Annotated in this window: 13 protein-coding genes; 8 read left to right on the forward strand and 5 right to left on the reverse strand. The window is 55.3% G+C overall.

From position 1 onward, the window contains the following. Window positions 1-2: 2 nt before the first annotated feature. From rbsC to CPA59_RS22485, 4 genes are all read right to left on the reverse strand, one after another. On the reverse strand, window positions 3-971 hold the full coding sequence (gene rbsC / locus CPA59_RS22470) for a ribose ABC transporter permease (RefSeq protein WP_038664119.1): 969 nt from the start codon (window positions 969-971) through the stop codon (window positions 3-5). 7 nt (window positions 972-978) lie between these two features. Then, the gene (rbsA, locus tag CPA59_RS22475) at window positions 979-2,484 is read right to left on the reverse strand and encodes a ribose ABC transporter ATP-binding protein RbsA (protein ID WP_049855436.1); all 1,506 of its coding nucleotides are present in this window, start codon (window positions 2,482-2,484) and stop codon (window positions 979-981) included. Between the two features lie 7 nt (window positions 2,485-2,491). Next, the gene (rbsD, locus tag CPA59_RS22480) at window positions 2,492-2,911 is read right to left on the reverse strand and encodes a D-ribose pyranase (RefSeq protein ID WP_013315718.1); all 420 of its coding nucleotides are present in this window, start codon (window positions 2,909-2,911) and stop codon (window positions 2,492-2,494) included. Window positions 2,912-3,116: 205 nt separating this feature from the next. Then, window positions 3,117-3,524: a YgiW/YdeI family stress tolerance OB fold protein gene (locus tag CPA59_RS22485; RefSeq protein WP_038917334.1), complete on the reverse strand. Its 408-nt coding sequence runs from the start codon at window positions 3,522-3,524 to the stop codon at window positions 3,117-3,119. 203 nt (window positions 3,525-3,727) lie between these two features. On the opposite strand from CPA59_RS22485, the gene qseB reads away from it, so the two are divergent. Beyond that, window positions 3,728-4,399, forward strand: a complete 672-nt coding sequence (gene qseB, locus CPA59_RS22490) for a quorum sensing response regulator transcription factor QseB (RefSeq protein ID WP_049855500.1) — start codon at window positions 3,728-3,730, stop codon at window positions 4,397-4,399. Then, the gene (qseC, locus tag CPA59_RS22495) at window positions 4,386-5,756 is read left to right on the forward strand and encodes a quorum sensing histidine kinase QseC (RefSeq protein WP_107760729.1); all 1,371 of its coding nucleotides are present in this window, start codon (window positions 4,386-4,388) and stop codon (window positions 5,754-5,756) included. The genes qseB and qseC overlap by 14 nt, the downstream gene beginning before the upstream one ends. A gap of 122 nt (window positions 5,757-5,878) precedes the next feature. On the opposite strand, the gene kup is transcribed toward qseC, so the two are convergent. Continuing rightward, the gene (kup, locus tag CPA59_RS22500; RefSeq protein ID WP_038664101.1) at window positions 5,879-7,747 is read right to left on the reverse strand and encodes a low affinity potassium transporter Kup; all 1,869 of its coding nucleotides are present in this window, start codon (window positions 7,745-7,747) and stop codon (window positions 5,879-5,881) included. A 273-nt stretch (window positions 7,748-8,020) separates the two neighbouring features. Between kup and ravA the strand changes: the two genes are divergently transcribed. The 6 genes from ravA (at window position 8,021) to rsmG (ending at window position 15,098) form a co-directional block, all read left to right on the forward strand. Further along, window positions 8,021-9,517 carry an ATPase RavA gene (gene ravA, locus CPA59_RS22505; RefSeq protein ID WP_038917330.1) on the forward strand — a complete coding sequence of 499 codons (1,497 nt, stop codon included), beginning with the start codon at window positions 8,021-8,023 and terminating at the stop codon, window positions 9,515-9,517. Window positions 9,518-9,522: 5 nt separating this feature from the next. Further along, the gene (gene viaA / locus CPA59_RS22510) at window positions 9,523-10,998 is read left to right on the forward strand and encodes an ATPase RavA stimulator ViaA (protein ID WP_107760730.1); all 1,476 of its coding nucleotides are present in this window, start codon (window positions 9,523-9,525) and stop codon (window positions 10,996-10,998) included. Between the two features lie 134 nt (window positions 10,999-11,132). After that, window positions 11,133-11,597 (forward strand): transcriptional regulator AsnC, encoded by a 465-nt coding sequence (gene asnC / locus CPA59_RS22515; RefSeq protein WP_013315714.1) that lies wholly within the window; start codon window positions 11,133-11,135, stop codon window positions 11,595-11,597. Window positions 11,598-11,688: 91 nt separating this feature from the next. Next, a complete protein-coding gene (mioC, locus tag CPA59_RS22520) occupies window positions 11,689-12,132 on the forward strand; it encodes an FMN-binding protein MioC (RefSeq protein WP_107760731.1) in 444 nt (147 codons plus the stop codon). A 379-nt stretch (window positions 12,133-12,511) separates the two neighbouring features. Continuing rightward, entirely contained in the window at window positions 12,512-14,401 is a 1,890-nt protein-coding gene (gene mnmG, locus CPA59_RS22525; protein WP_107760732.1) for a tRNA uridine-5-carboxymethylaminomethyl(34) synthesis enzyme MnmG, read from the forward strand. 76 nt (window positions 14,402-14,477) lie between these two features. Continuing rightward, entirely contained in the window at window positions 14,478-15,098 is a 621-nt protein-coding gene (gene rsmG / locus CPA59_RS22530) for a 16S rRNA (guanine(527)-N(7))-methyltransferase RsmG (RefSeq protein ID WP_107760936.1), read from the forward strand. The last annotated feature ends 103 nt before the right edge of the window (window positions 15,099-15,201 follow it).

A 15,201-nucleotide genomic window follows, 5' to 3' on the forward strand; every position in this document is an offset into this window, starting at 1 on the left:
AGTTATTTACTGCCTTTGTTATCTACCAAAACCGCCAGCAAAATAACCACCGCCTTGACGATCATCTGGTAGTAAGAAGAAACACCTAACAGGTTAAGTCCGTTATTCAGGAACCCCAGAATCAGAGCGCCGATTAACGTTCCCACCACGCGTCCTTTACCACCTGACAGACTTGTGCCACCCAGCACCACCGCCGCAATGGCATCCAATTCATAACCCGTCCCTGCCGTTGGTTGCGCCGATGACAGGCGAGCTACTTCGATAATGCCCGCCAGCGCCGACAGCAAACCACACAACGAATAAACGACCACTTTCACTCTATCAACGCTGATCCCGGAAAGGCGGGTTGCCGCTTCATTTCCGCCCAGCGCATAGATATAGCGGCCGATGCGGGTATGGTGCAGCATGTACCAGGTTGCCAGGAATACCACCGCCATAATCCAGATTGGCGTGGGTATGCCCAGAGGACGTCCGATGCCGAACCAGCCTAGCGCATCCGCCGCATCGGAAAAACCGGTATTGATCGGGCTGCCGTTGGTATACACCATGGTCACGCCGCGCAGCAGCAGCATCATCACCAGCGTGGCGATAAAGGCCTGCACCCGCCCCTTGGCAATCACGATGCCGGTGCCGGCGCCGATGACCGCGCCCAGCGCCAGCGCGGCGAACACCGCCACCAGCGCATTGATCTCAAGCCCGACGATGGAAGCCGCTACCGCGCCGGTCAGCGCCAGCAGCGACCCCACGGATAAATCAATGCCGGACGTGAGGATCACCAGCGTCATTCCCACCGCCATGATGGCGTTCACCGAGGTCTGCTGCAGGATGTTGAACAGGTTGTTCAGGGTAAAAAAGTTGGGGCTCATTGAAGACACCACAGCGATCAAAATCAGCAGGGCGATCAATGATTTTTGCTCCATCAGCCACTCTTTGCTGAGCCAGCGCTTTGCTGTGATAGTTTGGGAACTCATGTCTGACTTACTCCTGCTTTACGCCGTATTGCTTACCAACGGCCGCAGCCATCAGCGTTTCCTGTGTCGCCTGTTCAATCGGGAACTCGCCGCTCAGACGCCCTTCGTGCATCACGATGATGCGATCGCTCATCCCAAGCACTTCAGGCATTTCCGACGACACCAGAATGATGCTTAACCCTTCCTGCTTGAACTGGTTGATTAACTGATAGATTTCTTTTTTTGCACCCACATCCACACCGCGGGTCGGCTCATCCAAAATCAACACTTTGGGACGAGTCATCAAGCCGCGAGCAATGGCCACTTTCTGCTGATTGCCGCCAGACAGCAGCCCAATCGTCTGGGACATGGACGGCGTGCGGATATTGAACATGCGGATGAAATCGCTCACCGCCTGCTGTTCATCGCCGTGCCGCAGCGACCCCGCGGCATTGCTGAAATAGCGCAGCGCGGTCAGGGACATGTTTTCCTTCACCGACATGCCGAGCACCAGCCCGTCGTGCTTGCGGTCTTCGGAAATATAGACGATGCCGCTGGCAAGCCCGTCCTGCGGACTGCGGGTCACCACATCCTTACCGTCCAGATGAACGTTGCCGTGGGTACGCGGCAGCGCGCCGTAAAGCACTTTCATCAATTCGGTACGACCGGCGCCCATTAACCCGGCGACACCAAGAATCTCACCCTTGCGCAGCGTGAAACTCACGTTTTCCACCCCCGGCCCGGACAATTCGCTGACCTGCAAACGCACCTCGCCGGGCGCCTGATTCAGGCGGGGATACTGATCTTCCAGCTTACGCCCCACCATCATTTCAATCAGCGAGTCTTCCTGCAATTCACTCACCGGGCGCTCGCCGATGAACTGACCGTCGCGAAAGACCGTCACGTCATCACAGATTTCAAAGATTTCTTTCAGTCGATGGGAGATATAGACGATGCCGCAGCCATGAGACTGCAGTTCTTTAATCACGCTGAACAGCGACGCGGTTTCGGTATCGGTCAACGCATCGGTGGGTTCATCCATGATGATGACCCGGGATTCAAAGCTGAGCACCTTGGCGATTTCGACCATCTGCTGGTCGCCAATCGACAATTCGCCCACCAAACGACGACTGTCATAACGCAGATTCAAACGCTTAAGCAGTTTGTCCGCCTCGGCGTACATCCGTTTCCAGTCGATACGCCCCAAGCGGTTGGTAAATTCGCGGCCAAGGAAAATATTTTCCGCAATGGTCAGTTGAGGAATCAGGTTCAGTTCCTGATGGATAATACCGATCCCTGCTTCCTGAGAGGCTTTGGGGCCGCTGAAAGCCACGTCCTTACCCAGAAAATGGATACTGCCGGCATCTTTGCGATAAATCCCCGTCAGTACCTTCATCATGGTGGATTTGCCGGCACCGTTCTCACCCACCAGCGCCATGACCTTCCCCGGATAGACATTCAATGCCGCGCCGGAAAGCGCCTTAACGCCGGGAAAGGTTTTGGTGATGCCTTGCAATTGCAGTAAAGGTTGCATCGGTACCTCAGAAGGTGACGCCGGCACAAAGGATCACATTCGCATACGGAGAACATTCTCCAGTGCGAATAATGGCCCGGCTTTGGCCACTTTGCTTTTTGAAATCCTCATGGCTGACGTAATGCAGTGAAATAGTATTTCCCTGGTGTTGTTCAAGTTGTGCTAACTGTTTCAATAATGCGTCATGGAGTTGCGTATTCTTCTCGATGATTTCCTGCGCCAGAATCGCGGCTTCAACCTGCATTTCCGCCGTTACCACATTCAGCACCTGCAAAAAACCGGGCACATTATGGGTCAAGGCCAAATCGATACGGGTTGTGGTCTCCGGAATCGGCAAACCGGCATCTGCTATGACAATTTGGTCGGTATGCCCCAGCCGGGAAATCACCGATGAAATATCGGAATTAAGTAACGCACCTTTCTTCATTTTTATTTACCCTGATAGCGAAACGTTTCGCTTGTATGACAAGTGTAGAAAAAGAACAGGAGAAGGCAACGATTATCTTATGAAAATGTGATCGTTATCGAAACGTTTCGTTGGCGTAATAAAAGGAAGATTTTACGTTATTAAAACCAATAAAAATGCCCTGCCGGGAGCAACAGGCGGACCGCAGCCCGCCTGACAAGGCAGGCTATTTCTGGATTTTCCGTATCTGTTTCACATCCAGTTGAACCGAACTAAAGTCTTTGTCCAATTCGCCTTTCAACTCGACCCGATCTTCCGGGGTAATGGTCTGGCCTTCCCACCGTCTGTCATCAATGTCCACCAGGATGGTGCCGGTGGCGTCGCGAAACTGATAGTCATCTTTGCCAACACGCTGAATGATATTGCCCTGCAATCTTACCCAGCTGTCGTCACGCATGTCTTTAGCCTGCGCCACCGTGGTCAGGCTGCCATCCGGACCGGAAAAACCGCCAGTCGCAGAAGAAGGCGGCGTCGGCGCCGATTCGCTGGGGCCGAGAAATCCTCCGGTTTGAGCGGCGGATAACGAGGCGGAACACAACGCCGCAACAGCAACCAGTACAATGCGTTTCTTCATGAATTCTCTCCTGAGATCTTGATGGATTAAGCCGAATGACTAACTGCGGCTACTAAACCAAAAAGTTCTTAACAGGATCTTAAAGCCCACGGCGTTGCAGCGGTATTTATCCGGATTGCGGGCCGCCTCGCGTCGTGGCGCTGTCATCCTATTCTGTAGCAAAGGAAATAACGTATAAACACACGGAAAAAGCAGGAGGGACGATGCGTATACTGTTAATCGAGGACGATCGTTTGATTGGCGACGGCATCAAGGCCGGGCTTATCAAGCTCGGTTTTAACGTGGACTGGTTCACCCAGGGAGACGATGGACTGGCTGCGCTACCCGCCGCACCTTACGATGCGGTGGTACTGGACCTCAGCCTGCCGAAAATCGACGGGCTGGAAATACTGCGGCAATGGCGCCAGCGTGGACACGACGTACCCGTGCTGATACTGACCGCGCGCGATGCGATTGAACAACGCGTTCAGGGGCTACAGCAGGGAGCGGACGATTACCTTTGCAAACCCTTTGAACTGACCGAGGTTGCCGCTCGTCTGCAGGCATTGATCCGCAGGCGTTATGGGCAGTTACAGCCGGTGCTGGCGCATGGCGCCGTCACGCTGGACCCCGGTTCCCGCCACGTGACGCTCAATGGGGAGCCGCTTACGCTGAAATCCCGTGAGCTGGCGCTGCTGGAACTGTTTCTGATGAACCCCGGCCACATCCTGACCCGTAACCAACTGGAAGAAAAACTCTATAGTTGGGACGACGAGGTCTCAAGCAACGCGGTAGAAGTGCACATCCATCATCTGCGCCGGAAACTCGGCAGCCATTTCATCCGTACCGTGCATGGCGTAGGGTACGTACTGGGAGCCGCCGATGCTGACGCTTAACCTGCGGCTACGCCTGTTGCTGGGCTTTACGCTGCTGATGCTGCTGGTCGGTGGGGCTGCCGCCATACTGTCATGGACGCAAACCCGTCATAACATCAATGAGCTGTTTGATACCCAGCAAATGCTGTTTGCCAGACGGCTGGCTACTATCGATCCGCAAAATTGGCGTATCGATCCGCAAAACTGGCGGCAAAGCCCCCAGCCCTTGCCCAAATCGCCCAAACTGGGGCGCCACCAGCGCGGCGAACTGGACGACGACGCGCTGGCGTTCGCCATTTTTACCCGGGACGGGCAAATGGTTTTGAACGATGGCGAAAACGGCAGAGACTTTGTCTTTCACTATCAACAGAATGGTTTTACCGATTCCCGTTTGCGGGATGATGACGACAAATGGCGACTGATGTGGCTGGCTACCAAGGATAACCGCTATGTGGTGGTCGTGGGTCAAGAGTGGGATTACCGTCAGGATATGACGCTGGATATCGTGAAGACCAACCTGATTCCCTGGCTGGCGGTGCTTCCGATTATGTTGGTGTTGCTGTTCTGGTTACTCAGTTATGAACTGGCGCCACTGAAGCGAATCGCCGCCCGGTTGCATCAGCGTAATCCGGATGACGGAACGCCGCTCGACATAGCCCAGGTGCCGCCGGAAGTTCAGCCGCTGGTTAGCGCGCTCAACCAGCTGTTCGTTCGTCATCAGGACACCCTATTGCGCGAACGTCGCTTCACCTCGGACGCCGCCCACGAATTACGCAGTCCGCTGGCGGCGCTGAAAGTGCAGGCTGAAGTGGCACAGCTGGCGCAAGACGATGTCGCGGTACGCCAGCACGCGCTGACAAATCTGGGCGCCGGCATCGATCGCGCCTCCCGTCTGGTGGATCAATTGCTGACCCTCTCACGTCTGGACGCTGCCTCCGCCGCCGGCGAACCGCCTCCCGTGCACTGGCAGCCATTGCTGCAGCAACTGGTAATCGAACACTACCCCGCCGCCCAAGCCGCTCAGGTGGAGATTCGGCTGGAAGCGCCGGATTCCCCGGTCATCAGTCTGGGTAATCCATTGCTGCTGACCCTGCTGGTGCGCAATTTACTGGATAACGCCATTCGCTACAGTCAGACAGGCAGCGCCATCACGCTGACGCTAACCGCCTCCGGCCTTCAGATCGCCGACGATGGGCCGGGCGTGGATGAAACGATACGGGAACGCCTTGGCGAGCGATTTTTCCGTCCTCCCGGCCAGGAAAAGTCCGGCAGCGGGCTGGGCTTGTCGATAGTCAATAATATCGCCCGTTTACATGGCATGCGCACCCGCTTTGCCAACCGGCCGGGAGGCGGTTTTGTTGCGACGCTGACCTGGTGAAGAAACTCATCCGGTGAAAGGGAAACAGAGACTGGTGCAGACGACGAGACTGCGGTGACGAACGCGAAAGCGGGTGAGTTCTTACCGAATCTCACCCGCTTAACCTGCCGCGAAGTCAGGCGTCAGATTTCTACCTGAATGCCGAGTTCGATCAGCCGGTTCGGTGGGATTTCGAACTGGTCCGCCGCACGCAGCGCATTGCGACTCAACATCATGAACAGTTTGCCGCGAACTCGCAGATACCAGGGTCGATTCCCCATCATCAGCGATTCGTTCGACAGGAAGAAGGTAGTCTCCATCATCTGACAGGTTAAGCCATCCTGCCAGCAACGGTGGAAAACCTCTTCCACATTGGGGGTTTCACGCCAGCCATAGCTGGCGACAACGCGCCAGAAGGTCGGGGAAAGCTGTTCCACCGAAACACGCCGGGCATTATGCACATAAGGCGCGTCTTCCGTTCTCATGGTCAGCAGCACCACGCGCTCATGCAATACCTTGTTGTGCTTGAGATTGTGCAGCAGCGCAAACGGAATCACGTGGGTGGCGCGCGAAAGATAAACCGCAGTACCGGTCACTCGCACCGGCGGGTTCTTTTCCAGCGAAGCAATCATCGCATCCAGCGAATTGCCATGCTCGTGGATACGGCGCAGCAGCCGGAAGCGTTCGCTTTTCCAGGTGGTCATGATGATAAACATCACCATCCCCAGCGCCAGCGGCAACCAGCCGCCGGAAATAATCTTCACCACGTTAGCCAGGAACATCGGCAGGTCGATAGCCAGCAGCGCCACCAGCAGTAACCAGACCAGATAGCGATACCAGTGCCAGTTTTTCAGCGCCACCGTACAGGACAGGATACTGGTCAGCACCATGGTGCCGGTCACCGCAATACCGTAGGCGGCGGCCAGATTGCTGGAGTGTTCAAAGCTGACAATAACGATCACGACCGCCACGTACAGCAGCCAGTTGATAAACGGAATATAAATCTGCCCGGATTCCATATCCGACGTATGCACGATGCGCATCGGCGGCAGATACCCCAGACGCACTGCCTGTCGGGTCAGTGAAAACACGCCGGAAATCACCGCCTGAGAGGCGATGATGGTAGCCAGCGTCGCCAGCACCAGCAGCGGAATCAGCGCCCAGTCAGGCGCCAGCAGAAAGAACGGGTTTTTAATCGCCTCCGGATTTTTCAGCAGCAGCGCGCCCTGACCGAAGTAGTTGAGCACCAGCGACGGTAACACCGCGGAAAACCAGGCGATACGAATAGGCAGTTTGCCGAAATGCCCCATGTCGGCGTACAGCGCTTCCACCCCGGTGATCGCCAGCACCACCGCCCCCAGCGCAAAGAAGGATACCGCTTTGTACTGAATAAAGAAGTTGATGGCCCATTTGGGATTCAGCGCCTGCAGCACCTCAGGATTGGCGATGATACTGCGCGCGCCCAGCACCCCGAGCGACAGAAACCACAGCATCATGATCGGTGCAAACAGGCTGCCCACCCGGCCGGTGCCGTGCTTCTGAATCATGAACAGCAGCGTCAGCACCACAATCGAAATCGGGACGATGTAGGTATCCAGCGACGGCGCGACGATATCCAGCCCTTCAATCGCCGACATCACCGAGATCGCCGGGGTGATCACCACCTCGCCATAGAAAAAGCTGCCGCCGATGAGCCCCATGATCACCACCATGGCGGTCACCTTATCGGAGGTGTTGCGCCCGGCCAGCGACATCAGCGTCAGAATGCCGCCTTCGCCGGCGTTATCGGCGCGCATAACGTAGCTCAGATACTTAAGGGATACCACCAGCACCAGCAGCCAGAATATCAGGGAGAGAAAGCCAAAAACGGAATCGGGCTCAACCCCAAAACCAAACTGTCCGGAAAGACACTCCCTGAGCGTATAAAGCGGGCTGGTGCCGATATCGCCATACACCACCCCGATGGCAGCCAGCGTGATCGCCGGAAGTGAACGTTTATGTTCTGAATTCATAAACCCTGTCTTCTGTTATCAATTCATTAACAAATCGGGCCTTATTCTGGTTGGACTAGCCCGAAAACGCACAGTATGCACAAATCACGTTAAAAGCCCATTTTTAATATTACCTTCGTTCTGATTCAGGACAGGTGCCTTGGTTGATTAACACCGGTAATGGTGACAATAATTAATGTATGGCTAATGAAGAAAACGTAATCTTCCCAACGTTCCTGGATAACTGTTTTTTCACGCTTCCCGACGGCGATTCACAGCAATGACGGATCTATTATGATACAACCCACTGCGCTGGCCGACCGTATCTCTCGTCTGAGCCATGCTCTCGAACACGGTCTTTACGAACGGCAACACGCCATCCGACTCTGCCTGCTGGCGGCGCTTAGCGGTGAGAGCGTCTTTCTGCTTGGTCCGCCGGGGATAGCCAAAAGCCTGATTGCCCGTCGCCTGAAATACGCCTTCCGACATGCACGCGCCTTTGAATACCTGATGACGCGCTTTTCAACGCCGGAAGAAGTATTCGGTCCGTTATCCATTCAGGCGCTGAAAGACGAAGGGCGTTATCAGCGCCTGACGACCGGCTACCTGCCGGAAGCAGAAATCGTATTTCTGGATGAAATCTGGAAAGCCGGCCCCGCCATCCTCAACACCCTGTTGACCGCCATTAACGAGCGACGTTTTCGCAACGGCAACAGTGAAGAACCGATCCCGATGCGGCTGCTGGTCACCGCGTCCAACGAACTGCCGGAAGCCGACAGCAGTCTGGAAGCCTTATACGACCGTATGCTGATCCGCATCTGGCTGGACCGGGTGCAGGACAAACACAATTTTCGCGCCATGCTCACCGCCTCGCCCGGCGAACAGGACAATCTGGTCAGCCCGGCGTTGAGCGTCAGCGACGAAGAATACCAACAGTGGCAGTCTCATATCGATCATATACCGTTGCCGGAAAATTGCTTCGAACTGATTTATCAGTTGCGCCAGCGTCTGGACTCGCAGGACGGTTCGCCATACGTTTCCGACCGCCGCTGGAAAAAAGCCATCCGCCTGTTGCAGGCCTGCGCTTTCTTCAGCGGGCGGGAAACCATTACCCCGGTTGACCTGATCCTGCTCAAGGATTGCCTGTGGCATGACCTTGGCACCCACGATCTGGTGGAGCAGCAATTACAGCAGTTGATGAGCGAGCAGGCCTATCAGCAACGGACATTGCTGTACCGGTTGCAGCAACTGAATGTGAAACGTCAGCAATACCAGCAACAGCAGAGTGAGCAGCAAGCCTTCCGGGTTGAACGTCAGGTCAACTTTTTCGGCCGCAAACCGCATCACACACTGCCGGAAAGCCTGACATCCGCCGAACTGACGCTGATGCTGCAAAAACCGCTGCTGCTCAACGATTACACCGTAACCCACGTGGTGATCGACCGGGAAGCGCTGGCGGGCTGGCTGCAAAAAGGCGGCGAAATACGCGGCAAGCTCAACGGCGTTGGTTTTAGCCAGCGTCTGGATATGGAAGTGGATGAGCGCCAGCATCTGATCATCCGCGATATCAGTTTGCAAAGCGCCGCATTGTCTTTGCCGGGCGTAATAAAAGGCGAACTGCCGGAAGAGATGCTTCAGGAATATGAAACGCTGAAAATTCAGTTACGTGAGCAACGCCGATTGTTTGAACGTCATCAGCCTTGTCTGTTTGTGCCTAAAGAATGGCTTGCCAGGATTGAAGAAAGCCTGCAGCAGGTCGATGAACAAATAGAGCAGTCACAACGGGAGTAACGATCATGCTGACGCTGGAATCCCTGGAGATGCTGTTGTCCATCGATGAAAACGATCTGCTGGATGACGTGATTATCACCCTGATGGCAACGCCTCAGCTGGTGATGTTCTTCGACAAATACCCGCGTCTGAAAAACGCCGTCATGCGTGATTTGCCGGAGTGGAAAGAAAATCTCCGGCAACGGCTGCGTAATACCCAGGCGCCGCCCGAACTGGAGAAAGAGTTCACCTGCTATCAACAGACCCAACTGGTCAGCGATAACACCTTTCAGTCCAGCCTACCGGACATCATGTCCACCTTGCATCATGTTGATTCCCCCTTCCTGAGTCAGGCAGAAAAGCTGGTTAATTCCGCGTCGCATGCGTCGGAACTCCGAATCAGCAGCAGCCAGCACAGCCTGTTTATGCAGCGCTGGCGCATCAGCCTGACGCTGCAGACCCTGAATCTGCACCAGCAAATCATGGAGCAGGAACGGGATCAATTGCTGGACGAGATCCAAAAACGTCTGACCATCAGCGGCGCGCTTGAGCCCGTTCTGGCCGACAACGATACCGCCGCCGGGAGACTGTGGGATCTCAGCGCCAGCAAACGTATGAAGCAGCCATTTAATGCGTTGCTGGAAGTTGGCGCCTTTCTGCGGCAACAGCCGGAACTGCAACGTCTGGCGGAACGTCTCGGCCGTAGTCGGGAGACTAAATCGGTCCTCAGCCAGGATGCCCCAAAAGAAGCCTTTCAGATCATGGTGCGTGAACCGGCTTTTGCGCCGGAGCAGGTCAGCGGCATCCACCAGAGCGACGATATTCTGCGCCTGCTGCCTACCGAGCTTTCCACCCTCGGCATCAGTGAGCTGGAGTTCGAGTTCTACCGTCGTCTGTCGGAACATCGGTTACTGACTTACCGATTGCAGGGGGAGAACTGGCGGGAAAAAACGCTGGAGCGGCCGGTCGTCCATCAGCATAACGAGCAGCAGCCGCGCGGGCCGTTTATCGTTTGTGTGGATACCTCCGGCTCGATGGGCGGGTTTAACGAACGCTGCGCCAAAGCCTTTTGCCTGGCGCTGATGCGAATTGCGCTGGCGGACAACCGCCGCTGTTACATCATGCTGTTTTCCACCGGCATCGTCAGTTACGACCTGACGTCGGAAGGCGGGCTGGAGGAAGCGATTCGTTTTCTCAGTCAGACCTTTCGGGGCGGCACTGACCTGGCCAGTTGCCTGTCAGCATTGCTGGAAAAAATGGACAGTCAGTCCTGGCAGGATGCCGATGCCGTGATTATTTCGGACTTTATCGCCCAGCGTCTGCCGGACGATCTGGTCAATGAAGTCAAACGCCGCCAGCATCGGCTGCAACACCGTTTCCATGCGGTCGCCATGTCAGCGCACGGCAAGCCCGGCATTCTGCGCATCTTCGATCATATCTGGCGCTTTGACACCGGGCTGAAAAGCCGTCTGCTGCGTCGCTTTCAACACGAAAAAGTCTGATAACCCAAACCATCTATTCTTCTTATATAGCGCTTTTTATATATAGCTTTCCCGAATACCCCGCCGGTTTGGTCGTTGATTCATTCGGCAATAATCAGTAAAACGCTTCAGATAGTTCTTCACGGAGCAGCACCATGGCAGCAGACACCTACACAATGGACGAACTCGATCGCGGCATCCTCAATGCGCTGATGGAGAATGCCCGCACGCCTTACGCCGAACTGGCCAAACAGTTCTCCGTCAGCCCAGGCACCATCCATGTCCGGGTGGAAAAGATGAAACAGGCCGGCATCATCGTGGGAACGCGGCTGGACGTGAATCCCAAACAGCTGGGATATGACGTCTGTTGCTTCATCGGCATCATTCTGAAAAGCGCCAAGGACTATCCGTCCGCGGTGGAGAAGCTCAGTAATCTGGAAGAAGTGGTGGAGGCGTATTACACCACCGGGCATTACAGCATCTTCATCAAGGTGATGTGCCGTTCCATTGATGCGCTGCAACATGTACTTATCAACAAGATTCAGACAATTGATGAAATTCAGTCCACTGAAACCCTGATCTCCCTGCAAAACCCGATCATGCGTACCATCGTGCCTTAAGGCTTTTTTACTATCCCCCTATTATCCACAGGTAGATCCCACCAAGATCACAGCGTACAATGTGCCGTCGTTCAATCAGGCGGGATCGAGTATGGCAGACATTACCCTCATCAGCGGCAGCACCCTCGGCAGCGCCGAGTACGTTTCCGAGCACCTGGAATCGCTGCTGCAACAAAACGATTTCACAACCACGCTGCTGCATGGTCCGGAACTGGATGAGGTCACGCCTGAAAATCTGTGGCTGGTGGTGACATCCACTCACGGCGCAGGCGATCTGCCGGACAACCTGCAGCCGTTTTATGACGATCTGCAAACGAAACGCCCCGATTTGTCCGCGGTCCGCTATGGCGCGATCGGGATCGGCAGCAGCGAGTACGACACTTTCTGCGGCGCGATCGTCAAAGTGGATCAATTGCTGCAGGAGCTGGGCGCTCGTCGGATCGGCGAAATGCTGAAGATCGACATTACCCAACACGACATTCCGGAAGATCCCGCGGAAGCCTGGCTGAGATCATGGGTAAATTTACTCAAATAATCTTATTTTTTAGATCTGCATCTGTGGATAAATAACTTTAAATGCCGGGGAAAACCCGTAGTTATCCAGATAACAACGTCAGATGCTTTTTTGAGCTGTGCATAATTACCCTTTCAGATCCCAGCTAATACAGACTGGGATCACCGATCATTCACAGCTAGTGATCGGCAATAACCCATTGATCTTCTTTTTGGATCCCGCCTTATCCACAACCAACCGGGATCCTAATAAGAGATCTAATAAAGACATCTTTAAATAAAAAAGATCTTTCTTTAACTACCCGACGATCCAACACACTTGGTCGACGGCACAAACTTAAGTAGAATCCCCCACCCCAGGGCAAGTAACGATCGTTCGCAACCACGCGAGGTGTAGCACCATGTTTTATCCGGATCCTTTTGACGTCATCGTGATCGGTGGCGGTCATGCGGGCACTGAAGCCGCTATGGCCTCAGCCCGAATGGGACGTCAAACCCTTTTACTGACGCACAACATAGATACGCTGGGCCAGATGTCCTGCAACCCGGCGATCGGCGGTATCGGGAAAGGCCATCTGGTAAAAGAGATCGATGCCATGGGCGGCCTAATGGCGCGCGCGATCGATCGCGCCGGTATTCAGTTTAGGATACTAAACTCCAGCAAAGGCCCGGCGGTACGCGCCACCCGCGCTCAGGCAGACCGGGTATTGTACCGTCAGGCGGTACGCACCGCGCTGGAGAACCAACCTAACCTGACGCTCTTCCAGCAGGCGGTGGAAGATCTGATTGTGGAAAACGATCGTGTCGTCGGCGCGGTTACCCAAATGGGGCTTAAATTCCGCGCCAAAGCCGTGGTGCTGACGGTTGGCACCTTCCTGGACGGCAAGATCCATATTGGCCTGGACAACTACAGCGGCGGGCGCGCCGGCGATCCGCCTTCCATTTCTCTGTCGCACCGTCTGCGCGAGTTGCCGTTACGCGTCGGCCGTTTGAAAACCGGTACGCCGCCGCGTATCGACGCCCGTACCATCGATTTCAGCGTTCTGACGCCGCAGCATGGCGACGATCCGATGCCGGTCTTCTCCTTCCTGGGCAAAGCCAGCGAACATCCGGCGCAGATGCCGTGCTACATCACCCACACCAATGAACGCACCCACGACGTGATCCGCAGCAATCTGGATCGCAGTCCGATGTATGCCGGGGTGATCGAAGGGATCGGCCCTCGCTATTGCCCGTCGATCGAAGACAAGGTAATGCGGTTTGCCGATCGTAACGCGCACCAGATTTTCCTGGAGCCGGAAGGGCTGACCAGTAATGAAATTTACCCGAACGGCATCTCCACCAGCCTGCCGTTCGATGTGCAGTGGCAAATCGTTCGTTCTATGGACGGCATGAAGAACGCGCGTATCGTTCGACCGGGTTACGCCATTGAGTATGATTATTTTGACCCGCGTGACCTGAAACCGACGCTGGAAAGCAAATTTATCCACAATCTGTTTTTCGCCGGGCAGATCAACGGCACTACCGGCTACGAAGAAGCCGCGGCGCAGGGGATGCTGGCGGGGTTGAACGCCGCTCGCCTGGCGTTTGATCAGGAAGGCTGGACGCCGCGCCGCGATCAGGCCTACATCGGTGTACTGGTGGATGATCTCTGTACACTGGGGACGAAAGAGCCTTATCGCATGTTTACCTCCCGCGCCGAGTACCGCCTGATGCTGCGCGAAGATAATGCCGATCTGCGCCTGACCGCGATGGGCCGCGAGCTGGGCATGGTGGATGACGAACGCTGGGCGCGTTTCAATGAGAAGCTGGAAAATATCGAGAAAGAACGCCAGCGTCTGCGCGATGTGCTGGTCCACCCGCAGTCTGAAGGCGTAGAGCAGATCAACAGCCTGCTGAAATCGCCGTTATCGCGCGAGGCCAATGGCGAAGAGCTGTTAAGACGCCCGGAAATGGATTACGCGCAACTGACCGGGTTACCGATGTTCGCGCCGGCGTTGTGTGATGCCGAGGCGGCCGAGCAGGTGGAGATTCAGGTCAAATACGAAGGCTATATCGCCCGCCAGCAGGATGAGATCGAAAAGCAGCTGCGCAACGAAAACACCTTGCTGCCGGCAGATCTGGATTATCGTCAGGTGACCGGCTTGTCAAACGAGGTGATCGCCAAACTTAACGATCACAAACCGGGATCGATTGGTCAGGCATCGCGTATTTCCGGCGTCACGCCCGCCGCCATCTCGATTCTGCTGGTCTGGCTGAAAAAACAGGGTATGCTGCGCCGCAGCGCCTGAGAAACGCTACCGCTTACGTTGACGCATGGCCGCTTTTCGCGGCCATGTTGCATTAACCGACAATCAGGATTCATTCGTGCTCGATACACTCAACAGCCTGCTGCAGCGCGCCGGAATGGCGCTGACCGATCGGCAGAAAGATCAGTTGCTTCAGTATGTGGCGTTACTCCACAAATGGAACAAGGCCTATAACCTGACATCGGTACGTGAACCGGAGCAGATGCTGATCCGCCATATCATGGACAGCCTGGTGGTTGAGCCGCATCTGGTCGGAAACCGTTTCATTGATGTCGGCACCGGCCCCGGCCTGCCCGGCGTGCCGCTGGCTATCGCCCGCCCGGATGCGCATTTTGTCCTGCTGGATAGCCTGGGAAAACGGGTTCGTTTCCTGCGTCAGGTTCAGCATGAGCTGAATCTGGGCAATATCGAGCCCGTGCAGAGCCGGGTGGAGGATTTTCCGGCAGAACCGCCGTTTGACGGCGTTATTAGCCGGGCCTTCGCGTCGCTGCAGGATATGGTGAATTGGTGTCATCATTTGCTGTCGCGCCCGCAGGGGCGTTTTTATGCTCTGAAAGGCATTGTTCCGCATGAAGAGATGGGATTGCTGCCGCAGGGCGTGACGGTCGAGAACGTGTTTCCTCTGTCGGTTCCCGAACTGGAAGGGGAACGGCATCTGGTGGTGCTTAAGCCCAACTGATTTTGTCATTTATCAAAAAAATCATGAATAGTTGTAAGATTCTCAGGCTGATAGCTAAAAATGAAATAATGACCTGAGTAATCTTCCGCATTCACTGAAATTT

Origin of the sequence: Dickeya sp. Secpp 1600, assembly GCF_003049805.1 — a bacterium.
Taxonomy (GTDB): Bacteria; Pseudomonadota; Gammaproteobacteria; order Enterobacterales; family Enterobacteriaceae; genus Dickeya; species Dickeya fangzhongdai.